Below are 25415 nucleotides of genomic sequence, written 5' to 3'. Positions count from 1 at the left end.
AATTTCGGAAAATAGAAAATACAACGATTGGCGGTTACCCCAATACAGGGAGCGCAACCTGCGGGAGAGCAAATAAAACTTGGGTGCGCGACAGCTTTTATTATGTTTTGAGCCGTTCCAATCTAGAATTGACGGCCAGCCACACTGTTAATGCCCCGCGAAATCGGCAAACCGAGGCAAAAGTCACGGTAACGTTTCGAATTTTCATGAGGGGAGGTCAGCGCCAAATCCATCGACACCCCAGCCCCTTTGCCGGAGAAACTATCGAGGGAAACCATCGATATTGGAAAAGTTGACAGCGAAAACTATCGTTAAATTTAACAAGCCATTTGCAGCTTACCGCCGGCTAACACCTCGTTTCAGTGAACAGCGCCCTTGGGCAAGCCCACCCCCGTCCTGCCGCCGGGACATTCCATTTGCTACCAAAGTCGGGGTAAGGTGGGCAAATAACCGCCTGCCATCAACCGTCCGGTCAGTTCCTTGCGTAACGTCGTCTCCACCCTCACCTTCGCCGGCTTCCGCGCCCTCATCCGGCTGCGCCGCTATCGCGAGCTGGGCCTGTTGGCGATCGCCACGCTGGTCGGCTGCCTGGCCGGGCTCGTCGTCACCACCATGAGCTGGATCACCAACGCGGCCCATCAATGGCTGTTCCTGCTGCCGTCGGGCGAAAGGCTCAGCCAGCAGCCGAGCCTGTCCCATCCGGCGCTGGCCCTGGTGCCGGTGGCGGGCGGCATCGTGCTGGCGCTGATCACCTGGCTGCTACGCCGCCGCTTTGCCCGCCCGCCGGTCGACCCCATCGAGGCCAACGCCCTGCACGGCGGCCGCATGAACGTCGGCGAAAGCGTGCTGCTGGCCGTGCAGACGATGATCTCCTCCGGCTTCGGCGCCTCGGTCGGCCTTGAGGCCGGCTACACCCAGGCCAGTTCCGCCTTTGCATCGGCCATCGCCGAGGCCATACGCCTGCGCCGCCGCGACATCCGCACCCTGGTCGGCTGCGCCGCCGCCGGCGCCATATCCGCCGCCTTCGACGCGCCGATCACCGGCGCCTTCTATGGCTTCGAGCTGATCATCGGCACCTATTCGGTGGCCCTCGTCGCCCCGGTACTGGCCGCATCCCTGGCCGCCAGCCTGACGGCCGGCTGGCTGGGCGCCGTGCAAACCACCATCGAAGTCGGCCCTATCCCGGTCCTCACCGCTTCCGACCTCGCGCCTTTCGTGGCTCTCGGCCTGATCGGCGGCTTGCTCGCCGTCGCCATCATGCAGCTGGTCACCGGCGTCGAGCGCGCCTTCCGCTGGGCGAAGATCCCGAGCTGGGCCCGGCCGGCGATCGGCGGCGCGCTGGTCGGCGGCCTGGCGCTGATGACGCCGCACGTCCTGTCGTCGGGCCACGGCGCGCTGCACGTCGATCTCCAGTCCGACGCCGGTTGGCAGATGCTGCTCACCCTGTTCGCGCTGAAGGCGCTGGCCTCGGCGCTGTCGCTCGGCTCCGGCTTTCGCGGCGGCCTGTTCTTCGCTTCGCTCTATCTCGGCGCCCTGTTCGGCAAGGCCTACGCGCTATTGCTGGTCGCCTCAGGCATCCTGCCGCACCTGTCGCCGCTTCTGTCCTCGGTGGTCGGCATGTCGGCGCTGGCCGTCGGCGTGGTCGGCGGCCCGATGACCATGGCCTTCCTGGCGCTGGAAACCACCCGCGACCTCTCCATCACCGGCGCCGTGCTCGCCGCCTCCATCGTCTCGGCCGTGGTGGTGCGCGAAACCTTCGGCTACTCCTTCTCCACCTGGCGCCTGCACTTGCGCGGCGAAACCATCCGCAGCGCCCACGACGTCGGCCGCATGCGCTCGCTCACCGTCTCCAGAATGATGCGCTCCGACCTGCGCACCGTCTCGGCAACCCTCACCCTCGACGCCTTCCGCTCCATCTTCCCGCTCGGCTCCACCCAGCGCGCCATCGCCATCGACGGCAACGGAGCCTACGCCGGCATCATGGTGGTGGCCGACGCCTACGCCGCCGGCGCCACCGAAGCCCGAGGCGAAATCGCCCCCCTCCTCCGCCACCGCGACGCCATGCTCACCCCCGCCATGAACGTCTCGGAAGCCGCCGAACTGTTCGACACCGCCAAAGCTGAGGAACTCGCCGTCGTCGACAGCCTCCAGACCAGGCGGGTGATCGGGCTGCTGACCGAGCAGTATCTGATGCGGAGATACGCGGAGGAGCTGGACAAGGCCAGACGGGATCTGATGGGGGAAGGGTGAGGTTGGGTAGCGCAACCTAAATGGCCTTCACCCCCATGAGGCGCCCTATAGTTCCCCCTCGCCCTTTTCGGCCTGAGATCCTCTGCCTTCGCAGAGGAGGACAACCTATGGGGAGGAGGAAACCTTATGGGAAGGCGCGCGAACCTCTACCGTTTTGTTTCCTATATATAATACTCTCATCCTCGCGGAGGCGGGGACCTCAGGCAGGATGGAGTCATCGGCCCATATAGAGCGCCACCATCCGCCCGCATTGACACCCCTCCTAAATGCTATTATTTTATCACTAATCCTCAAATTCATAAATGAACGCTACCATGTTCGCACTTAAACTCACCTCGCCGGCAGAGATCCTCAACGGCGTCGCGGCGCGCATGAAGCGCCGGCGGCTCGACCTCGACCTGACGCAGCGCGAGCTGGCGTCGCGCTCCGGTGTGTCCTACGGCTCGCTCCGGCTGTTTGAGGAAACGGGCAAGGCATCGTTCGAAGCGGTCGTGAAGATCGCCTTCGCCCTGGAGGCGGAAGCGGAATTCGAGGCCTTGTTTCCGCCGCGTCCGGTGAAGACGCTGGACGACGTCGTGGGCCGCCCGGTGCGGCGGAGGGCGCGCAGCAAATGAAGTTCGTCCCCATCAAGAAAATGCAGGTCCTGCTTAACCTTGAGGGCACAGAGCGCGAGCTGGGAACGCTGGCGTGGAGCGCGGAGGAGAGGCGGGCCTATTTCGAATATGCGCCGGGCTTTATCGCCGCCCCGCTGCCGGTGTCGCCGTTCCGCCTGCCCGTCAGGGCCGGGCTGTCCGCCGCCAGCCCTGTCCCACGGGAGTTCGAGGGGCTGCATGGCCTTTTCAACGACAGCGTTCCCGACGGCTGGGGCAGATTGCTGCTTGATCGGCGCCTTGAAAAGATCGGCGCGAAGTCAGGCGACGTAAGCCCGATCGATCGCCTGTCGGCGGTTGGTGGCAACGGCATGGGCGCGTTGGTCTTCGTGCCCGAGCTGCCGAGCGGGGAACAAGGACAGGACGATCTCGACTGGTTCGTCGAGCAGGTGGATCGTGTCCAGGGTGAGATGGATACCGCCGAGATCGACGCCTTGCAGGCGGCTGAGGGCGGCTCGGCGGGTGCCAGACCGAAGATCATGATCGGCCTCGACGGCCGCAAGCAATCGTTCCGTCTCGACTACGGCCTTGGCATGCCCTCGGGGTTCGAGCCATGGCTGGTCAAGGGGCGCGCCATCGGCGACCGGGAGGACATCGGCGCCGAGGAGCATGCCTACGCCCTGATGGCGCGCGCCGCCGGACTGGAGATGGCCGAAACCTCTGTCATCAAAACTGCCAGAGGGCATCGCCTCTTCGCGACGAAACGGTTCGACCGACAGGCGAACGGCCGCCTTCACATGCACACCGCGAGCGGCCTGCTCAACGCCAGCCACCGCGAGGCATCGCTTGATTATGGCGCCCTTCACAAGCTGACCGCCGTGCTGACGCGCAACAGCCAGGACGTGGCGCGCATGTTCCGCCACATGACGTTCAACGTGCTGGCGCACAACCGCGATGACCACGCCAAGAACCAGGCCTTCCTGATGGGCGCCGATGGCCAATGGACCCTCGCCCCGGCCTACGACCTCACCTATTCGGATGGGCCGGCGGGCGAACATAGCGCGGCGATTGCCGGCGAAGGACGCCATCCAGGCCGGGACCATCTGCTCGCGGTGGCAAAAGAGGCCTCGATCCCCGAGCGCGACGCCCTGCGGGCTATCGACGAGGTACGCGCCGCGATCGCCAGCTGGCCGCGATGGGCTGACGACGCCGGCCTTGGAAAGGCGCGGACTACCGAGCTGGATCGCAAGCTGAACGGGACGGGGATGTGAACCCGCTCATCCGGATGGCCGTGGTAGTGCGCGAAACCTTCGGTTACCCCTTCTCCACCTAGCGCCCGCACTTCAGGGGCGAAACCACCTGCGGCGCACAAAGGCCCCGACCTCAAGGCCATCGCATCTGAGTTTTCTCGACGCGTGGCCGAACCCGTGCAATTCTTGCACACGTTGCGGCATATCGGATGGCCCACCAAGAACCACACTTCGCTAGGCGCCCTATATTTCCCCCTCCCCCCCTTCGGCCTGAGATCCTCTGCCTTCGCAGAGGAGGACAACCTATGGAACGGAGGACACCTTATGGGGAGGAGGACGCCTTCCGGGAAAGCGTGCGAACCTCTACCGCTTTGTTTCATATATATAAAACTGTCATCCTCCGCGCAGGCGGGGGACCTCGGGCAGAACGGAGCACCCGGTCGATATAGGGCCTCCCCGCCACGGTTGACGAAATCTGGCGCGCTGGATCAAATGGCTTGTCCCCAAACTGTGTTTCCGTTTTGATCTCATCGCCAACCGTGTTTAGACTCCCCCGTTCAACTGAGTCTGGGTGCCATGAGCGACGACCAAAACGAGCCAGTACATCTCGTGGAAGACGAAAGCACCGGAGACCGGTTCCTCGTCTACAGCACGCCAAAGGGGCTGCGGCTCGATGTCCGCTTCGAGGGCGACACGCTTTGGATGACGCAGGCGCAGATCAGCCAGCTTTTTGGTCGTGACGTGTCCACCATATCCAGACACATTGCCAACGTGATCGAGGAAGGAGAACTCGACGAGGGGAGCAATTTGCAAAAAGTGCAAATTGCTGGTTCGGCAAAGCCGGTCACACTCTACAGCCTCGATATGGTGATCTCCGTCGGCTACCGGGTATCCTCAACCCAGGCCACCCTGTTCCGCCGCTGGGCCACCGGCGTCCTCGTTCAGTACGCGCGCAAAGGCCCTGACCTCAAGGCCATCGCATCTGCGTTTTCTCGACGCGGGGTGGAACTCGTGCAATTCTTGCACGGGTTGCGGCATACCGGATGGCCTACCAAGAGCCCACACTTCGCCAGGCGCCCTATAGTTCCCCCTCGCCCTTTTCGGCCTGAGATCCTCTGCCTTCGCAGAGGAGGACAACCTATAGGAAGGAGGACACCTATGGGGCGGAGGACACCTTATGAGAAGGCACGGAAACCTATATCGCTTTGTTTCATATATATAATACTGTCATCCTCCGCGCAGGCGGGGGACCTCGGGCAGGATGGAGCGATCGGCCGATATAGGGCACCCTAACCGCTTCCACTACCGCCGCCGCAAGCACCCTGCTCCGGGCGAGGCGCCCTAGATCTGCCTCATCCGTCCATGAAAGAGGGAGCGGCGAAACGAGGCGACCACACGGCGGCCCCATCGCCTCTCTGCGACCAAGCACCTGATAACAGGCCGGACAAATGAAAATCGTGAAGCTCCTGCGCGTGCTGGCCGTCTCCCTCGCCGCTGTCGGCCCGGTAAAAGCCGAACAGGCCGCGCGCCCATCGAATTTCCTCTTTGCCTCATCGCAGAGCGTGGAGGAGCTGACCGGCCTGCTGGCCCGGCCCGATATCGAGGGGGTGCAGGTCGTCTATAACTGGAAAGCTCTCGAGCCGAGCCGTGGCGTCTACGACTTCTCTCAGATCCAGCACGACCTCGCCATCGTGGACGGCGTCAACAAGAAGCTGTTCATCCAGATCCAGGACCGGTTCTTCTCGCCCAAGGCGCGCAATATTCCCGATTATCTGATCGCGCCGGACTACGGCGGCGGCCTCGTCGCCCAGGTGGACAACGCCGGCGAAGGCCAGCCGGTGGGCGCCGGGTGGGTCGCCACGCAGTGGAACCCGCGCCTGCGCGATCGCTACCAGGGCCTTCTGCGGGCGCTGGCCGAGCAATTCGACGGCAAGGTCTATGGCGTGAACCTGCCGGAGACCGCCATCGACATCGACATGAAAGGCGATCGAACCGGGTTCAGCTGCGACGCTTACTTTAACGCCGAGCTGGAAAACCTCGCCGTCGCGCGGCAGGCGTTCAAGACATCCCATGTCGTTCAGTATGTGAACTTCTGGCCCTGCGAATGGAACAACGACCACCGCTACATGGAGCGGCTGTTCCAATACGCCGAGAAGAACGGCGTCGGCCTGGGTGGGCCCGATGTCATCCCCTACCGCAAGGGACAGATGAAAAACGCCTACCCCTTCTTCCATCAATACGCTGGCAAGCTGCCGCTGATTGCGATGGCCATTCAGGAACCGACCCTGACCTACAAGAACGCCAAGACCGGCAAGCCATTCACCCGCGACGAATTCGAGCAGTTCGCCACCGATTACCTGGGCGCCAACATCATTTTCTGGAGCCCGGCGACGCCTTGGCTCGGAAAAGCGCCATAGCGCGGGCAGGCTGTGTGAGAGGTTCGTTCACCGAGCTTTATCGTCTGCCCTTTTCATAGCCGCGCAGGCTTGGCGGAATGTTTGCCCAGCTTACCGATGAACTTACCCAACTTTGATAGGCCGGCTCGACAACAGCAGGGTCATCCAAGACACCGGCTTTAACATAGACTCGGTCTGGATGCCGAGGCGAGGAAGTAAACAATGGCGAACCGCACTCCGGGCAGAAGTGCCTTGTGAGTTCGTTGCCGCTATCTGCCGTTTTCGTGAAGGATTTGGGGCCACCAGATACGAGTTTGAAATTGGTTTGCAGCACAGGAATGCTGACCCCGAAGGCGCTTCCGGTGCATCTTCGGCAATCCGAACAGTGACAATACGCAGCGGCTTCAATCTCGCCGAATATTTCGAAACGGATTACACCACATAAGCATCTGCCAGTCGTTGCAATGCGGGCAGTTTCCTTATCCATATCTACAACGTCCTTCCACGTGATGGCGCTGGAGGCGAGTCCGTATCGTATGGTGTGTGTTGTCTTATGTCGTGGCATATCTTGGCGTTGCGCCAAGCGCCAGAAGGTAGGGCCTCTCCCTGAGCAATATCGGCCAAATCTTTCTCAAGCGTGACGATCCGCCCGCCCCCTTCGTCCCGGCTCGCTCTGATGCAGATAAACGGCGAAGGTATCCCACGGCAGCGATGCCGAGATCTGCCGCAGCAGCCGGCCCACTTCGCCGCGATGATAGCCGGCGTGCAGCACCACATGCGTCAGCATTTCCTCCCGCGTCATGCGGCCCTGGTCGCCATCGGTGAAGGTGAAGTCCACCGCCTCGGCGAGCGCCGCCGGGGAGACCTGCCGAACATAGTCGAGATACCAGGTGTCAGTGGCGGCGACGGCGGCCCGGAGGTCGCCGAGCGCAGGGGGTTGCTCAAGATTGTCGGACGTAAAGCCATGCGCTACGCCCTCAAGATGGCCGGCGAAAATGCGCGCCACCACATAAGCGTGGCTGATCAGGGCCAACATGGCCTGAAGTTCGTCCCGGTGGCGCTCGTCCTCTACCAGGGCGAGCTTGTCGAACAATTCGCTGTTGGCCCAGGCGTGGTAGCTATACAGCTGCTGAAACAAACGGGTCATGGACGCCGATCCTCCCAAGGTCTGGAGCAACGCGCGTTCTGACGAACGCACTTTGCTCCAGGTCTTTGTTGCCGCATTGTTTTTGCGGAAAACCGGGTTCCACTTTTCCGCACAATGCTCTAGGAATGTGAGTAGGTCATTCACATTTTCATCGGAGGCGGCCGCTTGTCTACTCGCATTGCCCGGCGGCCATCGGCCATGCGAAAGGCGCCGAAACAGGCCCGCTCGCGTGCCACGGTGGAGATCATCCTGCAGGCGGGGGCTCGCGTTTTGAGCGATGAGGGCTGGGCCGGGTTCACCACCAACAAGGTGGCCGAGCTTGCCGGCGTCAGCATCGGTTCGCTCTACCAATACTTCCCCGACAAGCTGTCGCTGGTCGATGCCATCCGCCATCGCCATCTCGACGACTGCATCGCCGTGATGCGCGGCGTCGGCGCCGACGGAGCCTCGCCGGCCGCCTTCGCCGGGGAACTGGTGCGGGCGATGATCGCCGCCCACAGCGGCTGTCCGGGGCTGCACCGCGTGTTGCTCGACGAGGCGCCCAGCTCCGATGCCTATCGCGACCCCCACAGCGATTTCGAGGTCGCCTATCTCGCCCGCTACGCCGAGGTCGTCGCCGCGTTTCGCTGCCGTCCGCCCGGCCCGGCCGATCACGTCGCCGCCCGGGTGATCTCCGATGCGATGGACGGCGTGATCCACAACGCGGCCCGGCGCGGCGCCATCGACGATCCGGTCTTGCAGACGGAGCTGACCCGCCTGATAAGCCTCTATCTGACAGACGTCCGTCAGAGCATGATCGCCCACCCGCAGCCATAAGCCGTCAAGGGACGGCAAGGGATCTGAGATGGCCAACACGATTACCAACCCCGAGCTTGTCGCCCGCCTCGCCGAGCTCGACCAGTTGACCAATTGGGAGCAGCGGCCGCGCGGCGGCATGCGGGTCGGCCTGGAGCCGATGCGCGATCTCGCCGGCCGGCTCAACGATCCGCAGCGCAATTTCCGCGTCATCCATGTGGCGGGCACCAAGGGAAAAAGCTCGACCTGCGCGCTGCTGGAGGCGGGCCTTGCCCGCGCCGGCCACGCGGTCGGCCGCTACAGCTCGCCACATGTCAGCTATGTCGGCGAGCGGATCACCCTCAATGGCAAGCCGGTGGGAGAGGCCGATCTGGCCATGGCGCTCGGCCTTTGCCTCGCGGCCTTGCGGGCGGCACGGACCGATGGCACCGCCGGCCGCGACGCCACCTGGTTCGACGTTCTCACAGCCACCGCCTTCGTCATCTACCGCCGGGCCGGCGTCGAATGGGCAGTGATCGAAACCGGGCTCGGCGGACGGCTCGATTCCACCAATATCGTGGAGAGCGAGGTGGCCGTCATCACCAACATCGAGCTGGAGCACACCGAAGTGCTCGGCAAGACCCGCGCGGCGATCGCCTTCGAAAAGGCCGGCATCATCAAGCCGGGCTCCATCGTCGTCACCCCGCTTGCCGAGGCCGACGAGGCCGGCGCCGTCATCGCCGCCCGCGCCCGCGAGCTTGGCTGCGCCCTGCTGCGCCCAATCGTGCCGGAAACGGCCAGCATCATGGCCGGCAACGCGATTGTCGCCGGCACGGTGCTGGACGCGCTGGGCGCCCGACACGGCAAGGCGGCCCTCGGCGCCTGGCTGCTCGACCCCGACACCATCAACGCGGCCCGCCTGCCTGGCCGCCTGGAACTCCTCACCGCCGAGGTGACGACGGACGCCGGCACCATCCCCGTTCCCGTCGCCCTCGACGGCGCGCACGTTCCCTTCAACCTCGCCGCCGTCATGGCCGACCTTCGCAAGCTCCCCGCCTTCGCCGGCCCCTGCGTCGCCGTCGTCTCCTTCGCCGACGACAAGGACGCCCTCGGCCTTTTGACCGTGCTGGCGCGCTACCCGGTGTCGATCATCTTCACCATCGCCAGCGCAAGATCGCGCCCGCCGGCCGACCTCAGCGCCATGGCCGAGCACCTGGGCCTGAAAACTCAGATCGAGCCCGACCCGCGACGCGCCTACGACAAGGCCCTCAATGAAGCCGCGCGCACCAACGCCTGGGTGCTGGTCACCGGCTCGCTCTACCTCGTCGGCGCCGTCGCGGCGGAGGGGCAAATCTCGTAAAAGCGGCAAAGGGTGTCAAGCAGCGCTACGCCCGGTGGCCTTGCCAAGCCCCCTACAGCCTCATTGGCGAGGGGGAGGCGGAAGGAACGGGGAAGCGCCCTGAACGCGACGGGCCAAGAATGGCGACCCGCCCAAGAAACAAATTACCCCGGCCGCATGCCTAGGGCAGAGACGGTACCGGGGTTTACGACTACAAATATACCCAGGGATGGGGCATAAATCAATCCCATGTGCCACATGAGTGCTGATGAGATCATACCCTACCCAGGCCTAGAGGACGGCGATTCTTGGCAAGGAGTATGAAAACCTCTGGCAGAAGACACTGAAAGACGTTTCCAGACGCGAGGATGGGAAAGGTCTTCGGCGCAAGGACTTCACAAGATCCTTGAGTGCTATCCGCGTGCTCCGCAATCGACTGGCACACCATGAGACAGTGCTTTCCTGGAATTTGCCCAAGCACCACGCCAGCATTTTGCAACTGACAGCTTGGCTGTCACCTGTCGCAGCGGACTGGTCCAGGGACAACTGCCGCTTCGAGCGCGTCTACCCCGAGAATGGGATTGATTTGGCCAAGGACGCTCCCGCCAACAGCGAAGCGACCGGCCCATCTGAGTGACGGCGCAAAGGCGGCGCTCCGCGACCTGATGGTGAGGGAGCCTGATATCCGCCAATCGCTCTACGCGTCCCGAGATCCACCTTGAATTCACACGTGAATTCAAGCGGCCTTCGCAGAGGAAGACAGTTTTATATAGATGAAACAAAATGATAGAGGTTCGTGCGCCTTCCCATAAGGTGTCCTCCTCCCCATAGGCTGTCCTCCTCTGCGAAGGCAGAGGATCTCGGGCAGGATGGGGCAAGCGGCTGATATAGGGCTCCCTCCCCCACCCTCGCTAAGCGACGGCCTTTGCCACCATCTCCGGATGGAGGCCGAACGCCCCCACATAGGCGATTGCGAAACCCGGCGCGGTGCCCCGTGCCGGTTCCCAGGCCGCTGCGGCACCCCCTCCAGACACGGCCCCTTACGCGTTGAACAAGGTAACGCGAGCCGCGGCTCGACAAGGCCTACCCGCGCACCCAGCGCGCGGCGGCCTCGGCGGTATCTTCCGGTCGCGTGTTGAACGCCATCGCCGCTCCGGGGGCGGCCTTGTGCACGAGGTTCACGACCTTTTCAAACATCACGAGCCCCTTCGGGGGCAGGCGCATGCCGCCGCCGATCACCACACAATCGTAGTTGGTCGACGTCAGCTGTTTCTCGAGCGTTGCGAGTCCCGCTTCGTCTGGCGAGATCATGCATTCATCCGCCTGCCAGCCACGCTCTGTTAATTTGCTCATGCCGACGGCGATGCCGGCACGAATTTTCTCCGCGTCAAAGCCTGGCGGCAACGCGGGGTCGGAAAAATCCACGGTCTCCGGGGTCTGCCCAACAAATAAAACACGGGTCATTGGATGGTCTCCTCTTGCAGGGGCCTTGCGGCCATGTCCGGTCGGTGGTTGTCACCAGGTGATCAGCGGCGTCTTCCGCAACCAGGTGTCAGTCGTGAGTTGCTGGACGACGAATTCGGCGACGTCGGCGCGCGCGATCGAGCCGCCGTGCACAGTCGTGAGATCGGTGACGGCCCGCACATGCCCTTGGGCCGGTTTGTCGTTCAGAATGGTGGGGCGGACGATCGTCCAGTCGAGCGCGCTTGCCCGGATGGCGTCTTCCTGGCGGTTCTTGTCGTCGTAGACCTTGCGCAGCAGCAAGGGCAGGAACACGCGGTCGAAGAAGAACCCGCCGTGTCCCCGGCTGTCGCCGGCGCCGAGACCGGTGATGCAGACCAGCCGCTGGACCTTTTGCGCCGCCATCACGCGGACAAGCGCCCGCGTGGCCGTCGACAGCATCGTCACTTCGGAAAATGGGCTGATGGCGGTGCCGAGCGAACTGATGACCGCATCGCAGCCGGCGATCGCGCGGGTCAGCGAGGCTTCATCCAGGGCGTCGCCCTCGACAAGATCGACACCGGTGAGGCCCACGGCCAGGGCCTTCTCCTTGGACCGAACCAGGGCAACGACGCCGTGTCCGGCGGCCAGAGCATCGCGGACAATAAGGCGGCCGGTAGCGCCCGTGGCGCCCAGAACGAGAATTTTCATGGTCGGCTCCTGTCATGTCGCGTGGGAAAAAAGCGCTTACTCGAGCTGCTCGGCAAGAAACGCGGCGATGGCATCGACGGACTGCTCCGCCGCGACAAGTTGACCGATCGACGACTGGAAGACGTGCGGCATTCCGATCCAGATCGACATGGCTACCTCAGCGCCCGCCGCGCGGGCTCGATCTCGGTAGCGAATTGAATCATCAAGCAGAACTTCATCGTCGCCGACGTCGATGCGGATGGGCGGCAGGCCCTCAAGGGGACCAAAAAGCGGCGATACCTTCGGATCGGCGGCATCGGCGCCGTTCAGGTAAGCGTCGGCGAAAGCCTTGAGCACGTCTTTGGTGAAGATCGGGTCCGCATCGGCGCGGGTCTCGAAGGTACTCCCCGTCAGCGTCAGGTCAAGCCAGGGCGACATGACGGCGGCGCCGGAGGGCTGCAGGGTTCCTTTGCCTTTCTCGGATGCGACGATCGACAGCAGTGCCAAGGCCAGTCCGCCGCCGGCCGACTCTCCGGTCACCACGATCCGCTCGGCCCCCTCAGCGGCCACACCGCGATAGGCGGCCACGGTATCCTCGATCGCCGCCGGGAAGGGATGTTCCGGTGCAAGCCGATAGTCCGGCACAAACGTGTCGGCGCCGACGCGGCTGGCAATCTGGCTGGCAAACGTGACAGCGGCCTGTGCCGAGCCAAGACTGTAGCCACCGCCATGCAGGTGGAGCATACGCGCCGTCGGCAATGCCTTGTCCGGTCGCAGCCAAAACCCGGAAATACCGCCGACAGTCGCCGGCTCGATCCGGACACCGGTGGCGGCGGGTGTCGCGGCCATCATGGCGTCGAATATCGGCCGCGCCTCAGGACCGAGCGGCTGGCCCTTGTGGGCGCTGGTGGCCTGACGCATGGCGGCGGCAAACGCGGCATCTTCAGGCACAAGAGGGTGGATCGTTGCCATTTGAAATCTCCTCGGAGAATTGGAAATCGGCAGCTCGAAATCGGCGGTTGGAAAACAGGCGCGTTCAGGCCTGAGCCCATTGGGCGGCGGCATCTTTTGCGAAGGCTGCGTAGGCGCATGGCCGAGCAGCTTGGTAAAAGGGGCGATGTCCTCGCCCGTCAGGCAGTCGGCACCATCAAGAGCATAGGTCTCGGCCTTGAACACCGAGAGGTACACAATACCCCTGATGATAACCGTTTCATTTTTATCGAGTAGATGCCAATCTTGGAATAGGCCGTTACAAAACTGGAACACACCATGGATCTGCGGGCCTTGTCCGACTTCAATCTGGTGGCTGCCCACGGCGGGTTCGGTCGCGCCGAGCGTGCCTCTGGTCGCTCCAAGGCGACGCTGTCGCGCCGGGTGGCCGAACTCGAACAAAGTCTCGGTGTAAGGCTGATCGATCGCGGATCGCAGAGCTTGCGCCTGACCGACGAAGGGCGGGCGCTGCACGAGCGAACCAATGGATTGCTATCTGAAATCGCCGAAGCGGGAGAGGCCGTGGCACTGGGCGCCTCGACGCCGAAAGGAAGCCTGCGCGTCAGCGCGCCCGTTGCCTTCGCCCATGTGGCGCTGGGCCGGCTCGGCGCCCGCTTTGCCATGGCCTATCCGGACGTCCAGCTGACCATCGTCGCCGAGGACCGTCTGGTTGATCCGATTGAAGATGGCTACGACCTCGTTATCAGGATCAACCCTTTGTCGGACCAACGCCTGGTTGGCCGCCATTTCCTCAACGACGAACGCTTGATCGTGGCACCCCCCGGCATGCCGCGCCCCGCCTTCAAGGCGGATGGCAACGAGATCGCCGTCAACGCCATTCTGCTCGCTGCGACGCTGCCAGCGGTCATCTGGCGGATGAAGGCGGACGCGGAGGCTGACATCCTGATAAAACCGCAACCGGTTCTGCGCCTGTCATCCCTGCTGATGGTCCGCGATGCCGTGCTGGCAGGCGCCGGCATAGCCTTGTTGCCAAAGCTTCTTGTGGACACGGACATCGCGGCCGGAAGGCTTGCCTACTGGGGAACCCAAGCCGGACCGCCGGTGGAAATCTGGGCCCTGCAAAGCTCCCGCCGCCTGATCGGCGCCAAGGTCCGCGCCTTTCTGGACGTCGTGGAGAAGGAATTTCCCGACAGAGTTTTCGTTCCGCCGACCTGAACACCGGGAGCAAGACGTGCCCCCGCGCCGTGCCGATGCTGCCCTCCTCGCGTGAGAAGAGGACATCAGGCAGGATGGAGCGAGCGGCCGATATAGGGCTCCTTCGCTAGGCGACAGCCTTCGCCACCATATCCGGGTGCAAACCGATCACCCGCACATAGGCGATGGCGAAATCCGGCGCCGTCGCTCGCGCCTGCTCCCAATCGCGCAAGGTGCCAACGGGAACGCGGAAGCGGCTGGCAAACTCCGCCTGCGACAGACCGAGCCCGGTCCGCGTCTTGCGGATCAGGCGGGCGCGCTGGCCCCGGTCCAGCGCCTCGACCGTCACATCGAAATCCTCGGCATCGGCGGGATCAACAGGCAGCGCGATAGGATCGTTCTTCACCCTTATTGCTCCTTCTCAAGATGACTGCGAAGAGTTCGTCGCGCACGACTATACGGGATTCCCGCATATCCTGGAATAAGGCGTGCCGCTCGGAGCCTGATATCCGCCCCTCGCCTTACTCCTCCCGAGGTCCTCGCCTGCGCGAGGATGACAGCATGATGGCAGCGATCACGAGCGGCTATATCTTTGTTTTATATAATTTACCTGTCATCCTCGCGAAGGCGAGGACCTCAGGCAGGATGGAGCGACACGCCGATATAGGTTTCCCCCTCCCCACCCCGCATCACCGCGAACTCATGGCGAAAGCCACCTGTCACTTCTCCCGAGGCGACGGCAACGGCGGGTGAGCGCACTGCCCTGCTGACGATTTCTGGTTGGTTGTTCTCTTTTTGTTCCAGCCGCATCCTGCGGCCCATGAAGCCGTTATCCACCATAGCCGAGGCGAAAGCGGCGGGCTGCACCCACATCGAAGTTGTGTGCGACGCCTGCAATCGCAGCCGGATCTGCCTGCTCGACGTGGTCATGCGAAAAAGCGCGATCCGCACGCGGACCGACGCCCAGAACGCCTTTCGCCGCCAGCGCTGCGGCGGCCGCCCCGATCAGGTGCTGTTCCTCAACCCCGACCAGAAACTGACCTATTTCGAATATGTCGTCGTGCTCTGGGACCACGGCCGCCAAGATATCGAGCAAGTCATCTTCGCCGCCCAATCCCTCGACGAAGCCAACCCAGCCTTCGACTCGGTCCGCCGCCGCCATCCGCAACGCTGGAAAGCCGCAACAACCGTGACGGCACAACAGCAATGGATGGAATGCGGCAAATAGTTGCCGGAAGAGGACAGGCAGCTCTTGGCTCGTCAGTCGGCGATGGCGCCCCGGACACGCCGAGGCACCTGCGTCGCCGCTCCTGACCGGTCAGCGCGTGGCCTTGCCGGCGCGTTTCCTTGGCTCTCTTGCCTTTCGGGGCCGACTAGCGGGGGCAATCAGCGTGAGGCTGCTAATGCAGGGGATCAGCATATGTAGCAAGCTGATCGGACCGGCGGGAGTCAGGGTCGGCCGGTTGTGCACCGTATCGAACCGCGCATGCGCCGGCGCCGCCGAGGAGGGCAAAGTGACGACGTCGCCCGCGCCATTGGCAACGCACAAAAGCTTGGCGGCGTGTTCCGGCTGCCGGATATAGTCCGCAAGCGCCGCCACTTCGTCCGCGAGCGGGCCGGGGTGAATTCCGCACATGACGCCGAACACGTGTCCGACGGCGTATTTTCCCTCAACGAAGCGGCTCACGCCGTCGAAGCAATATTGCCATCTCGCGCCGGTCGTACCGTCGAGCTTCTTGAACTCAATCACGAGATGGGGCGTACCCGGCGCGCCGAGGATCACGCGGATGTCGGCCCGCGCCAGCCTGCTGGTGGTGCCGTCGGCCGCGCGGCGCAGCTCCCACGTCTCTGCCTGGAAGTCGCAATCCATCCGGTGTGCCAGGCGGCGGTCCCGGTCGGCGAGCGCTTCGCAGAGATTGTCTGTGAGGGTCGGCTCATCATGCTGAAACGCCACAGCATCGGCATAGCTCGCGCGGAGCCAGTCCCAGGTCGTGCCCAGATAGTTGAGGACGTCAGGGATGCGCGGAGCAGGAAAGACGCTCAGCCAAGCGTCGGAAGGAGCCGCTGTCATGAGTGAACTTTTCCCCAGGCGGCCGCTTGAACCGTCCGCACGACATGATCCGCATCCGCGAGCGCGCTCCGGGAAAGCCAGAAGCGGCGGCGCATCGGCTTGACGAAGTAGAAGGCGTCGCCGACAACGACCATCGCATTGGGGATCTTGAACAGATTGTCGCGCTCGATCCCGTCGAGCTGGCTGCCGAGACCTGTTTCGATATCAGCCAGAAGATCCTGAAATGCCTTCTCCGTGCGGACTAGGCCACTAGTGTCGCGCCCGCGACCGCGCAGACCGATCCGGACCGCGCCGAAAAAGCCGTCGGCTCCATCGACGACGCCCTCGACGCTGAGCCCGCCTTGACCACCGATTCGGTTCCGCCACGTTCCCAGCTCGCGCGCCAACGTATCGACATAGGTGGAGACCTCATGCGCCGTCGGCCGATGGAGCAAAGGAGTCGCGAGCTTCGCGTAGTCCGCCGGCTGGAGCGAATTGGCGACAACGTCCACCATGTCGCGAACCAGCAGCCGGTCAGAAGCGGACAGCTGAAAATAGTCGAAGACCAGCTCGTCGATCGCGTGACGCGCGCTGGCATAGCCATGGTCGCGCTGCCATTCCGGTATGGCGGCAAGCGTGTCGATCGTCGCCGCGACCTCGGCGATGATCCTCGCCGCCGCGTCCGGGTCGGGATGCTTCTCGGGAGCGCAGAAGGAGAAGGCCTTCATGTCCTCGATCGCGATCCGCGGCCGCTCTCCAATCACCGAATAGCCGGTCATGATCAGCAGATAGGTGGCAATCGGAGACCGAAGATAGGCCGCTAGGAACTTGAGCAATGCCGCATCGGCCGTGTCGCCGCCGATCGCTCCGATCGACGAAGTGAACGCGAAGCTGATGTCGGTATAGACTGCGCGAACGGTATAATCGTCGGCTAGGCCGTCCGGCAGGATGACGCGGGGCCCGTCATAGAGGCGCGCATTCTTGCCGCCGGGGCTTGCCACTTCCGCGAAATGGTCGCGCACGCGATCGAGCTGCGCGTCGGTCGCAATCACCGGATAATCGCGCGGCATCCGGTCGGCCGGCAGAAAGGCTAGATTCTCGAGCGGACCCAGCGGCCGGCGCGGGTTGCTGAGATTGGGGGCGTGGAACCCCTTGCCCGACACCCACTGCGGTGCGCGCGTCGCCATCGTGCGGTCCAGCGACCCCAGCTTCTGCAGGCGGCGCAGAAGGTCGAGATCCCGCTGTTCCCCCCAATAGGCCGAGATCAGCAGATAGGGCTTGGCGTAGATGTCTCGCGCGGACAGAACCTTGCGGTCGACGGCATGCAGCGCCAGGCGCCCGAGCGCTAGGCTGACATCGGTTTTGGGAGCCCAGTATTCGATTTTTTCGTCACCGAGCGCGATGACGCCTTCGACTTGCGGACGCGGGCGGGCGCGCACCACCGCGCACGGATGCTTGGCGGCCGGAAATAGCAAGCGACGGACGTCGCCAAAATTGATAATGCGCTCGATGCGCGCGTCTTCAAGCCAGCGCTGCCTGAAATCGCAGGACTGCGAGGTCGCACCGATCACGAGGTTGAGCGGCATAATCAACGTCACAACGCCGCCGGGCTTGACGCTCTGCATCGCGCGATAGGCAAAGCCCGCAGCGATCTGGCGGCGGCCGATCGGATAGGGCGGGTCCTGCTCGCGGCACCAGGCTTCCCAAGTCGGCGCCTCGTCGTCATCGGACTCCCGCCAGGGCGGATTGCATAGGAATATGTCGAACCGCTTCTTTCCTGCGAACGGATTGCTCGCCGAGAAGAAGTCGCCGTGCTGCTGACCCTTCTGAATGTTTCGGCCCGCGCCGACAACATTGGGGAGCTTCAGATCCTCGTCCGACTGGAGCAGTGAAATATCGGCCGGATCCAGCCCTTCGAGCAGCGACAGATAGAGGCTGAACGCCGTGATCCAGCATGCCGTCTCGTCGAGATCGTTGCCAAAGACATTGCGCTCCATCAGGTTGACGCGTTCGGCAAATCGCAGCCGGCAGCCGCGCGCCACCTCAGCGTGCCGCAGCATCTTTCGGAACGCCGTGGTCAGCAGAATGCCCGAGCCGCAGGCGCCGTCATAAACGGTGCACTGCGCTGGATCGTCGAAATGCTCGAACGCCTGCTCGGCGACGAGGTTGGCGAGATGGCGCGGGGTGTAATAGGCGCCAAGCTTACCCTGCCGGTCCTTCAGCAGAGTCTCGTAGATTCCCGAGATCAGCTCGACCGGGATATGGCTGAAATCGTAGCGCCAGAATGAGCCCTGGCCAGTCTCGAAATCGACGGCTTCGAGGAAGAGCCTGACCGAACGGAACCCGGCCTTGCCGAGGTTTGACCATTGCGGCGCTCCGCCGTCCTTCGAGCTCAGGAAATCGCCATTGAAGTCAGCGCCGAGGCGCTTCAGCAGATTGTCGATCCCGGCGCCGTCCTGCTTCGACACATAGGCATCGAGCACTTCGAGGCCGTGGGTCTCGCGATAAGCCTTGCCAACGATTCCGCGCTGCTCAAGGTAGCAGAGGAAGATCACCTGGGCCATGAGCGCCTCGGCCTGGGTCTCGCTCAAGCCATCCCGGACAAGCGACTTCACAACTTGGCGAAGGTTTGCCAGCAGCCGCTGGTCGACGCGCGCATCGGGCGAGAACCAGTCGGACAGCCGGTCCTTGATGAAACCCGACTGGACTTCATAGGCCGACCAGGAGCCCCGGCGCGCAACGTCGCTGCGGGGCAGCGTGTCCGGCTCCGCCTCACGGTCGACGGCGGAATAGGCTGTCAGCGCAGCCGGATCGACGACCAGCACCACGGAAGCCAGATTCTGGTTCCAGACCTTTTGCCGGATTTGTTCGATCCGGCCTTCGGCATCGCCCGCGAGGCTTGCGGCATCGATGAAGCAAACGGTCGGCAACTCGCCGACGCAGAAAACCGCAGATGCGCCAATGCCGCGATCTGGCGCTAGCATCTCCTCGATCTCGGAGGCATAAGGCCGCGCCCCGGCGCTCGCACCGGCACGAAAGAGATCGTCCGAAAAGTCGGTATAGGCGAGCTCCGAGAGCCAGTCCTCAAGCGAGGTCATTGCCGCCCCCGCCGCGCCGGCTTCCGAAAGCCATGTGCGGGCCGAAGCCCGGCCGAGCGTTTCCTTGCACGCGCGCCAGCGCTCGGCAGTTGCACCGAGGCCATGATCATTTCTGCCGCTTCTTCTTCGAGAGGGCGTATCCCTCCTTGAGAAGCTCGGTCATGCTGAGCCCCTGCGACGCGGCAAATCCCTTGAATTCTCTTTTGAATTCCTCGTTCACTCTGAAGTTGAGCGTCTTTTCCCTGTCGCTGTCGGACGTCGATTCCTGTTCGGTCGCGTCGGTCTGCCGACTTGCCATAGGGCATCCTCTCGCAACGCGACCGCCCCTGTCCGGCCGCATGGACGTGACCAGCAATACAGATTTCCGACTCTCTGGCAATACAGTAAGCCGGAAATAATGAAATCTGGCTTGCGCATGGAATCATCTTGCGCCCTTTCTGTCCCTCTCCTCTATTAGAACAAAAAGAGAACGAGCGGTCAAATTGTTGCTCCGCATGGTCGCCACGCCGTGGCGCTTTATAAACGCATTTCTGACTCGCCAAGCGTGCCGATGCCTGCGGAAATGAACAGGGGGGCATGCCGCGCGCTATGGAGACACCATTGCCGGACGAGCGAAGGGTAGCTTTCGGGATTACGCGATGAAGAGTGAACGGCGGCAATGGTGCGCAAACCTGCCATCCGCTTCCCCCCTCACGCCCCCTCCGCTTCCCTCACCCGCACCCTCTCCCCCGCCGCGCTGAACGACGCGATCACCGCCTCGGCGATCGTCACGAAATGCGCGGACGGCCCGTTCGGCCCAACCGACCGCCTGTTCACCCTCGCCCCCTCCAGCAGCAGCCCCAGCGCGTCGGCCAATCCTTCGGCCTCGACAATCCCGGCGTCGCAGCACAGCGCCACCAGCTTCTCGCGCTGTTCGTGCTTGAAGGCTTCGACGACGAGGCGGGCTGGGTGGTTGGGTTCGGGGAGTTCGAAGGCGGCCGTCAGCAGGTCGCAGCCGCCGCCTTCCATGCTGGCGTAGGAGGCGACGCCGCGCACCCACTGGTGCAGCTTCTCCATCGGACTGGCGGAACTCTTCTCGAGATCTTCCCAGAATCCGTCGGCGCCGCTCGCGGTGTAGCGCAGGCACTCGGCGATCAGCTCGTCCTTGGAGCCGAAGTGCCGGTAGAGCGTCATCTTGTTGGTGCCCGCCTCCTCGGCGATCGTGTCGACGCCGACACCGCGGATGCCGTGCTTGCGAAACAAGAGCTGCGCCATTTCGATGATCCGCTGGCGGGGCTTCTTCACGCAGCAGCTCACCAATTCGTCATTAGCCATTTTTCCAACGCGCCTTGACGACGATGTTACCGATCTGTAACGTCCTGAATGTTACTGACAGGTAACACCCCATTTCCGAGACGTCAAGGCTAGCCCCCTCCCGGTGCGGCATAGCCCTTATACACCCTTCGTCTAGGGCGGGATGCTGGCTGTGAAGGAGACTTGCCATGAAAAGAGAACTCACGTTGGACGAGCTCCTTGCCGATCCCCTGGTGCTGACCGTCATGGCCGCCGACCGGATCCATCCTGAAAAGGTTGGCCGTCAATTGCGGCGGATCGGCGACCGGCTGAACAACAACGCCGACAGCAAATCAGTTCCCTGCTGGATGATCGCCAGTGGGCAAGAGCATCGCGCGGAAAAGTGGAATCCGGTTTTCCGCGCAAGCGATGCGCCCAAAAGAGAGAGCGGGCTGCGTTCTCTTGAACGCAACACGCTCGGCGAGGCCTGCACATGGTAAGTTTCTTCACCGGACGCCCGATCTTCGCGTCGGCCATCGCCATCATCATGGTGCTGGCCGGCGCCATTTGCTACGTGCTGCTGCCGGTCGCCCAATTCCCGGATATCTCGCCGCCGCAGGTGGTGGTTTCCGCCCATTACCCCGGCGCCAGCGCCCAGGTGGTGGCCGACACGGTGACCACGCCGCTTGAGCAGCAGATCAACGGCGTCGAAGGCATGACCTACATGTCCTCGTCGAGCTCCAACGACGGCTCGTCGACCATCACCGTCACCTTCAACGTCGGCTATAACATCAACACCGCCGCCGTCGATGTGCAGAACCGGGTGTCGCAGGCCTCGTCCTCGCTGCCGGCCATCGTCAACCAGTCGGGCGTTTCGGTCAAAAAGCAGAACCCGAACTTCGTGTTGATCGTCAACCTCACCTCGCCCGACGGCTCGGTCGATCCGGTGGCGCTCAGCAACTACGCCGCCCTGCAGATCCTCGATCCGCTGAAGCGCGTGCCGGGCGTCGGCGACGTGCAGGTGTTCGGCGAGCGCCGCTATTCCATGCGCATCTGGCTCGACCCCGACAAGCTCGCCAACCTCGGGCTGACGGCCGTCGACGCGCAGCAGGCGATCGCCGAGCAGAACGTGCAGGTCGCCGCCGGCAAGATCGGCCAAGCGCCCGCCCCGGCCGGCACCGCCTTCGAAATGCAGGTCAACGCCGTGGGGCGCCTCAGCGATCCGGCGGAATTCGGTGAGATCGTGCTGCGCGCCGATGGGCCGAGCGGCGCCGTGGTGCGCCTGAAAGATGTCGCCCGCATCGAGCTGGGCGCGCTGCAATATTCCTCCTCCGCCTTCTTCGGCAAAGACCCCACCGTGGCGCTCGGCGTGTTCCAGATGCCGGGGTCGAACGCGCTCGCCCTGCAACAGGGCGTCAAGGCCAAGATGGAGGAGCTCAAGGCCCGCTTCCCCTCGGGCATCGCCTACGCCATTCACTACGACACCACGACCTTCGTGCAGGCGTCGATGGATGACGTGTTGAAGACGCTGGGCGAGGCGCTGGTGCTGGTCATCGCCGTGGTCTTCATCTTCCTGCAAAGCTGGCGCACCACCGTCATCCCGGCCATCGCCATTCCGGTGTCGCTGGTCGGCACGCTGGTGGTGATGGAGCTGCTCGGCTTCTCGCTCAACATGCTGTCCCTGCTCGGCATGGTGCTGGCCATCGGCCTCGTCGTCGACGATGCCATCGTGGTGGTGGAGAACGTCGAACGCCAGATCGAGGCCGGCCTCAAGCCGCTCGAAGCCACGCGCAAGGCGATGAAAGAGGTGACCGGCCCGATCATCGCCACCACGGCGGTGCTGATGGCGGTGTTCATCCCCGTCGCCTTCATCCCCGGCGTCACCGGCCAGCTCTACAACCAGTTCGCGCTCACCGTGGCGATCTCCGTCGGCATCTCCGCCTTCAACTCGCTGACGCTGAGCCCGGCCCTGTCGGCCGCCTTCCTGCGCCATCAAGGGGCGACGCGCTTCCCGCCATTCCGCTGGTTCAACGCCGCTTTCAACGGCATGTCGCACGCCTATGCCGCAAGCGTCGGCGTGCTGGTCAAGCTGCGCTACGTGCTGCTGGCGCTGTTCGTCGTCACCCTCGGCGCCACCTATTGGCTGTGGAACCGCATTCCCTCCACCTTCCTGCCGGTGGAAGACCAGGGCTATTTCTTCGTGGTGGTACAGTTGCCCGACGGCGCCTCGCTGGAACGCACCAACGCGGTGGCCGAGCAGGTGCGCGACATCCTGGAAAAGACGCCGGGCGTCGACATCGTCGGCGCCATCACCGGCCTCAACTTCCTGACCTCGGCGGCCCAGTCCAACTCGGCCGTGGAGTTCGCCATCCTCAAGCCGTGGGAAGAGCGCGGGCCGGAGCAGAACGCCTCGCGCATCGTCGAGGAAGTCCGCCCCAAGCTGATGGGCATCCCCGACGCCTTCGCCCTGTCGTTCGATCCGCCGTCCATCCCCGGCTTAGGTGCCACCGGCGGCTTCGAATTCCAGGTGAAGGACCTCACCGGCCGTGGCAGCCAGGCGCTGAACGACGCGACGCAAGGCCTGCTCGCCGCCGCCCGCCAGCAGCCCGAACTCAACGCCCGGCAGATGTTCTCAAGCTTCGGCACCTCGACGCCGCAGTTCATCTACGACCTCGACCGCAACAAGGCCAAGCTGCTCGGCCTCAGCCTGCCGGACATCTTCAACACGTTGCAGATCTATCTCGGCTCGCTCTACGTCAACGACTTCAACCTGTTCGGCCGCACCTTCCGCGTCACCTTGCAGGCTGACCAGGACGCCCGCTCGGCGGCCACCGACCTGACGCGCCTCTACGTGAGGAACAACACCGGCGGCATGGTGCCGCTGTCCACCCTTGGCGAACTCAAGCCCACCGTGGGCCCGGAAACCGTGCCGCACTACAACTCCAACGCCTCGGCGCTGATCAACGGCGGCCCGGCCCCCGGCTTCTCCTCGGGCCAGGCGATCGCCGCCATGGAGCGGGTGGCAACAGCAACGCTGCCGCGCGACTTCGGCTACGAGTGGACCGGCATCACCTTCCAGGAGCTGAAGGCGGGCTCGGCGGCAACGGTGGTGTTCGGCCTTGCCCTGGTGTTCGTCTTCCTGATCCTGGCGGCGCAGTATGAGAGCTGGACCATGCCCTTCGTGGTGCTGCTCACCGTGCCCCTGGCGCTGTTCGGCGCCATGGGAATGATCCACCTGCGCGGCATGCAGATCGACGTCTACTCGCAGATCGGCTTCGTCATGCTGATCGGCCTTGCCGCCAAGAACGCCATCCTGATCGTCGAGTTCGCCCGCAAGCGGCGCGACGACGGGCTCGGCATCATCGCGGCGGCCACCGAGGCGGCTCGGCTGCGCCTGCGTCCCATCCTGATGACGGCGCTGGCCTTCATCCTCGGCGCGTTGCCGCTGATGTTTGCCACCGGCGCCGGCGCCGCCAGCCGGCAGTCGCTGGGCACCGCCGTGGTCGGCGGCATGCTGGCGGCCACCGTGCTGACGCTGATCTTCACCCCCGTGTTCTACGTGGTGATCGAGACCATCCGTGAGCGGCTGAACCCCGCCGCCCATCACGACGAGCCCCATCACGCCCCCCATCCCGTGGCCGCCAACGAGGTCGAAGACATCGATCTGGCCAAGGCAGCCGAGTGAACGGAGTTTCCGCCATGTCTTTGATCAAGAGACGACCTTTCAGCACCGCGCTCGCCGTCATCGTGGTCGGCGCCGGTGCCAGCCTGCTCCATCCCGCCGCGCGGAACTACGCGCTGAACACCCTGCACATCCAGGACTTCTTCGCCACCCCGGCCTCGGCCACCGCCGCCCCGCCGGCACCCCAGGCCATGCCGGTGCCGGTGGAAAAGGTCAGCAAGCGCACGCTGCCGGTGTTCCTCGACTATCCCGCCCGCACCGAGGCGATCCAGTCGGTGTCGCTGCAGGCCAAGGTCACCGGCTTCCTCAAGGAGCAGGCCGTCGCCGATGGCGCCGACGTCAAGGCGGGCGACGTGCTCTATCGCCTTGACGACCGCGACGCCCAGGCCGCCCTCGATCAGGCGAAAGCGCAGCTGCAGCGCGACACCGCCTCGGTCGACTATGTCCGCTCCAATCTGGCGCGCGGCGAGGAGCTGTCGCAGAAGGGCTTCCTCGCCAAGGACACCTTCGACCAGCGCACCAGTTCGCTGCGCCAGGCCGAGGCGGGCATCGCCATCGCCAACGCCGCCGTGCGCTCGGCCGAACTCGACATCGAGCGTTCGACCATCCGCGCCCCCTTCGCCGGCCGGGTTGGCCGCAGCGCCGCCTCGGTGGGCACGCTGGTCTCTTCGGGCAACACCGTGCTCAACACGCTGGTGCAGCTCGACCCGATCTACGTGACCTTCAACCCTAGTGAGAAGGAACTCGCCACCATCAAGGCCGCGCTTTCCAAGGGCGAGGTCTCCGCCGACATCAGCCTCACCGGCGAGGGAACGGGTGCCGGCAAGCACTACCCCGGCAAGCTCACCTTCATCGACAACCGGCTCGACCAGTCGACCGGCACCGTGGCCGCCCGCGCCACCATCGCCAACGCCGCCTTCGACCTGCTGCCCGGCCAATACGTCCACCTCCGCCTCAGCGTCGGCAGCGAGCCCGACGTGCTGATGGCCCCGCAAGTGGCGCTCGGCTCCAGCCAGCTGGGCAAATTCCTCTACGTGGTCAGCAAGGACAACACCGTCGAACAGCGCATGGTCGAAATCGGCCGCACCGACGGCGACAAAATCGCCGTCCTCTCCGGCATCACGGAAAACGACCTGATCATCTCGGGAAATCTCCAGAAGATCTGGCCGGGGGTTCCCGTGGCGCCGCTGCCGGAGAAGGTGGCGATGAAGTGAGAGGCTGAGCCTGAGCGCTTCGCTGGAGATTATGAACGACAGACCGCCGCCGCCTCGAGAGAGGTTGGCGGCGGTGGT

The 25415-nt window shown here is 64.0% G+C and carries 23 protein-coding genes; 12 read left to right on the top strand and 11 right to left on the bottom strand.

The genetic code is table 11. The annotated features are described in order from the left end of the window. The first annotated feature begins 480 nt into the window (after positions 1-480). The 5 genes from AB6N07_RS08435 (at position 481) to AB6N07_RS08415 (ending at position 6507) form a co-directional block, all read left to right on the top strand. On the top strand, positions 481-2250 hold the full coding sequence (locus AB6N07_RS08435) for a chloride channel protein (RefSeq protein WP_370677361.1): 1770 nt from the start codon (positions 481-483) through the stop codon (positions 2248-2250). A 314-nt stretch (positions 2251-2564) separates the two neighbouring features. After that, complete coding sequence (locus tag AB6N07_RS08430) at positions 2565-2864, top strand: XRE family transcriptional regulator (RefSeq protein ID WP_370677360.1); 300 nt, start codon at positions 2565-2567, stop codon at positions 2862-2864. Further along, positions 2861-4111 (top strand): type II toxin-antitoxin system HipA family toxin, encoded by a 1251-nt coding sequence (locus tag AB6N07_RS08425; protein ID WP_370677359.1) that lies wholly within the window; start codon positions 2861-2863, stop codon positions 4109-4111. Before AB6N07_RS08430 ends, AB6N07_RS08425 begins: the two co-directional genes overlap by 4 nt. Positions 4112-4666: 555 nt before the next feature. After that, positions 4667-5383 carry a RhuM family protein gene (gene rhuM / locus AB6N07_RS08420; RefSeq protein ID WP_370677358.1) on the top strand — a complete coding sequence of 239 codons (717 nt, stop codon included), beginning with the start codon at positions 4667-4669 and terminating at the stop codon, positions 5381-5383. 164 nt (positions 5384-5547) lie between these two features. Further along, complete coding sequence (locus AB6N07_RS08415) at positions 5548-6507, top strand: hypothetical protein (RefSeq protein ID WP_370677357.1); 960 nt, start codon at positions 5548-5550, stop codon at positions 6505-6507. A 37-nt stretch (positions 6508-6544) separates the two neighbouring features. On the opposite strand, the gene AB6N07_RS08410 is transcribed toward AB6N07_RS08415, so the two are convergent. Further along, on the bottom strand, positions 6545-6973 hold the full coding sequence (locus tag AB6N07_RS08410; protein ID WP_370677356.1) for a GFA family protein: 429 nt from the start codon (positions 6971-6973) through the stop codon (positions 6545-6547). A gap of 144 nt (positions 6974-7117) precedes the next feature. Next, on the bottom strand, positions 7118-7633 hold the full coding sequence (locus AB6N07_RS08405; protein WP_370677355.1) for a DinB family protein: 516 nt from the start codon (positions 7631-7633) through the stop codon (positions 7118-7120). A gap of 165 nt (positions 7634-7798) precedes the next feature. Between AB6N07_RS08405 and AB6N07_RS08400 the strand changes: the two genes are divergently transcribed. Together AB6N07_RS08400 and AB6N07_RS08395 are read left to right on the top strand one after the other, a co-directional pair. Further along, complete coding sequence (locus tag AB6N07_RS08400; protein ID WP_370677354.1) at positions 7799-8449, top strand: TetR/AcrR family transcriptional regulator; 651 nt, start codon at positions 7799-7801, stop codon at positions 8447-8449. Positions 8450-8477: 28 nt separating this feature from the next. Next, positions 8478-9767 (top strand): folylpolyglutamate synthase/dihydrofolate synthase family protein, encoded by a 1290-nt coding sequence (locus AB6N07_RS08395; protein WP_370677353.1) that lies wholly within the window; start codon positions 8478-8480, stop codon positions 9765-9767. A 1062-nt stretch (positions 9768-10829) separates the two neighbouring features. On the opposite strand, the gene AB6N07_RS08390 is transcribed toward AB6N07_RS08395, so the two are convergent. Genes AB6N07_RS08390 through AB6N07_RS08380 form a run of 3 tightly spaced genes read right to left on the bottom strand, consistent with a single transcriptional unit; the run spans position 10830 to position 12848 of the window. Next, complete coding sequence (locus AB6N07_RS08390; RefSeq protein ID WP_370677352.1) at positions 10830-11210, bottom strand: hypothetical protein; 381 nt, start codon at positions 11208-11210, stop codon at positions 10830-10832. A gap of 51 nt (positions 11211-11261) precedes the next feature. Beyond that, positions 11262-11897, bottom strand: coding sequence for an NAD(P)-dependent oxidoreductase (locus tag AB6N07_RS08385; protein ID WP_370677351.1), 636 nt, complete (start codon positions 11895-11897; stop codon positions 11262-11264). A 36-nt stretch (positions 11898-11933) separates the two neighbouring features. Further along, positions 11934-12848, bottom strand: a complete 915-nt coding sequence (locus AB6N07_RS08380; RefSeq protein WP_370677350.1) for an alpha/beta hydrolase — start codon at positions 12846-12848, stop codon at positions 11934-11936. Positions 12849-13145: 297 nt separating this feature from the next. Between AB6N07_RS08380 and AB6N07_RS08375 the strand changes: the two genes are divergently transcribed. Continuing rightward, positions 13146-14042, top strand: a complete 897-nt coding sequence (locus tag AB6N07_RS08375; RefSeq protein WP_370677349.1) for a LysR family transcriptional regulator — start codon at positions 13146-13148, stop codon at positions 14040-14042. A gap of 106 nt (positions 14043-14148) precedes the next feature. Here the strand turns inward: AB6N07_RS08375 and AB6N07_RS08370 are convergent, their stop codons facing one another. Further along, positions 14149-14427, bottom strand: a complete 279-nt coding sequence (locus AB6N07_RS08370; protein ID WP_370677348.1) for a helix-turn-helix domain-containing protein — start codon at positions 14425-14427, stop codon at positions 14149-14151. Positions 14428-14657: 230 nt separating this feature from the next. Continuing rightward, positions 14658-14843: a hypothetical protein gene (locus AB6N07_RS08365; RefSeq protein WP_370677347.1), complete on the bottom strand. Its 186-nt coding sequence runs from the start codon at positions 14841-14843 to the stop codon at positions 14658-14660. Here AB6N07_RS08365 and AB6N07_RS08360 point away from each other — a divergent pair. Next, positions 14842-15249, top strand: a complete 408-nt coding sequence (locus AB6N07_RS08360; RefSeq protein WP_370677346.1) for a hypothetical protein — start codon at positions 14842-14844, stop codon at positions 15247-15249. The genes AB6N07_RS08365 and AB6N07_RS08360 overlap by 2 nt on opposite strands. A 90-nt stretch (positions 15250-15339) precedes the next feature. Here the strand turns inward: AB6N07_RS08360 and AB6N07_RS08355 are convergent, their stop codons facing one another. The 4 genes from AB6N07_RS08355 to AB6N07_RS08340 all read right to left on the bottom strand — a co-directional run bounded on the left by AB6N07_RS08355 (position 15340) and on the right by AB6N07_RS08340 (position 20453). Further along, a complete protein-coding gene (locus AB6N07_RS08355) occupies positions 15340-16092 on the bottom strand; it encodes a hypothetical protein (protein ID WP_370677345.1) in 753 nt (250 codons plus the stop codon). Further along, positions 16089-19169 carry a class I SAM-dependent DNA methyltransferase gene (locus AB6N07_RS08350; protein ID WP_370677344.1) on the bottom strand — a complete coding sequence of 1027 codons (3081 nt, stop codon included), beginning with the start codon at positions 19167-19169 and terminating at the stop codon, positions 16089-16091. Before AB6N07_RS08350 ends, AB6N07_RS08355 begins: the two co-directional genes overlap by 4 nt. Before the next feature lie 106 nt (positions 19170-19275). Beyond that, positions 19276-19467: a hypothetical protein gene (locus AB6N07_RS08345; RefSeq protein ID WP_370677343.1), complete on the bottom strand. Its 192-nt coding sequence runs from the start codon at positions 19465-19467 to the stop codon at positions 19276-19278. Between the two features lie 392 nt (positions 19468-19859). Next, positions 19860-20453 carry a TetR/AcrR family transcriptional regulator gene (locus tag AB6N07_RS08340; protein WP_370677342.1) on the bottom strand — a complete coding sequence of 198 codons (594 nt, stop codon included), beginning with the start codon at positions 20451-20453 and terminating at the stop codon, positions 19860-19862. A 197-nt stretch (positions 20454-20650) separates the two neighbouring features. Between AB6N07_RS08340 and AB6N07_RS08335 the strand changes: the two genes are divergently transcribed. The 3 genes from AB6N07_RS08335 to AB6N07_RS08325 are packed head-to-tail and all read left to right on the top strand — an operon-like array spanning position 20651 to position 25337. Beyond that, the gene (locus tag AB6N07_RS08335; RefSeq protein WP_370677341.1) at positions 20651-20941 is read left to right on the top strand and encodes a hypothetical protein; all 291 of its coding nucleotides are present in this window, start codon (positions 20651-20653) and stop codon (positions 20939-20941) included. Continuing rightward, positions 20935-24126 carry an efflux RND transporter permease subunit gene (locus tag AB6N07_RS08330; RefSeq protein ID WP_370677340.1) on the top strand — a complete coding sequence of 1064 codons (3192 nt, stop codon included), beginning with the start codon at positions 20935-20937 and terminating at the stop codon, positions 24124-24126. Before AB6N07_RS08335 ends, AB6N07_RS08330 begins: the two co-directional genes overlap by 7 nt. Before the next feature lie 14 nt (positions 24127-24140). After that, positions 24141-25337: an efflux RND transporter periplasmic adaptor subunit gene (locus AB6N07_RS08325; RefSeq protein WP_370677339.1), complete on the top strand. Its 1197-nt coding sequence runs from the start codon at positions 24141-24143 to the stop codon at positions 25335-25337. Positions 25338-25415 lie beyond the last annotated feature (78 nt).

The sequence above is a fragment of the Pleomorphomonas sp. PLEO genome (genome assembly GCF_041320595.1).
Lineage (GTDB): Bacteria > Pseudomonadota > Alphaproteobacteria > Rhizobiales > Pleomorphomonadaceae > Pleomorphomonas.
The sequence above is the reverse complement of the archived record's forward strand: the minus strand, read 5'-3'. Positions and strand labels throughout refer to the sequence as shown.

Coding starts and splice junctions, on each gene's coding strand:
- AB6N07_RS08430 (WP_370677360.1), top strand. CDS start 2,565: ATGTTCGCACTTAAACTCACCTCGCCGGCAGAGATCCTCAACGGCGTC.
- AB6N07_RS08390 (WP_370677352.1), bottom strand. CDS start 11,210: ATGACCCGTGTTTTATTTGTTGGGCAGACCCCGGAGACCGTGGATTTT.
- rhuM (WP_370677358.1), top strand. CDS start 4,667: ATGAGCGACGACCAAAACGAGCCAGTACATCTCGTGGAAGACGAAAGC.
- AB6N07_RS08385 (WP_370677351.1), bottom strand. CDS start 11,897: ATGAAAATTCTCGTTCTGGGCGCCACGGGCGCTACCGGCCGCCTTATT.
- AB6N07_RS08360 (WP_370677346.1), top strand. CDS start 14,842: ATGAAGCCGTTATCCACCATAGCCGAGGCGAAAGCGGCGGGCTGCACC.
- AB6N07_RS08425 (WP_370677359.1), top strand. CDS start 2,861: ATGAAGTTCGTCCCCATCAAGAAAATGCAGGTCCTGCTTAACCTTGAG.
- AB6N07_RS08350 (WP_370677344.1), bottom strand. CDS start 19,169: ATGACCTCGCTTGAGGACTGGCTCTCGGAGCTCGCCTATACCGACTTT.
- AB6N07_RS08330 (WP_370677340.1), top strand. CDS start 20,935: ATGGTAAGTTTCTTCACCGGACGCCCGATCTTCGCGTCGGCCATCGCC.
- AB6N07_RS08325 (WP_370677339.1), top strand. CDS start 24,141: ATGTCTTTGATCAAGAGACGACCTTTCAGCACCGCGCTCGCCGTCATC.
- AB6N07_RS08395 (WP_370677353.1), top strand. CDS start 8,478: ATGGCCAACACGATTACCAACCCCGAGCTTGTCGCCCGCCTCGCCGAG.
- AB6N07_RS08410 (WP_370677356.1), bottom strand. CDS start 6,973: ATGGATAAGGAAACTGCCCGCATTGCAACGACTGGCAGATGCTTATGT.
- AB6N07_RS08375 (WP_370677349.1), top strand. CDS start 13,146: ATGGATCTGCGGGCCTTGTCCGACTTCAATCTGGTGGCTGCCCACGGC.
- AB6N07_RS08335 (WP_370677341.1), top strand. CDS start 20,651: ATGAAAAGAGAACTCACGTTGGACGAGCTCCTTGCCGATCCCCTGGTG.
- AB6N07_RS08365 (WP_370677347.1), bottom strand. CDS start 14,843: ATGGGCCGCAGGATGCGGCTGGAACAAAAAGAGAACAACCAACCAGAA.
- AB6N07_RS08405 (WP_370677355.1), bottom strand. CDS start 7,633: ATGACCCGTTTGTTTCAGCAGCTGTATAGCTACCACGCCTGGGCCAAC.
- AB6N07_RS08380 (WP_370677350.1), bottom strand. CDS start 12,848: ATGGCAACGATCCACCCTCTTGTGCCTGAAGATGCCGCGTTTGCCGCC.
- AB6N07_RS08355 (WP_370677345.1), bottom strand. CDS start 16,092: ATGACAGCGGCTCCTTCCGACGCTTGGCTGAGCGTCTTTCCTGCTCCG.
- AB6N07_RS08345 (WP_370677343.1), bottom strand. CDS start 19,467: ATGGCAAGTCGGCAGACCGACGCGACCGAACAGGAATCGACGTCCGAC.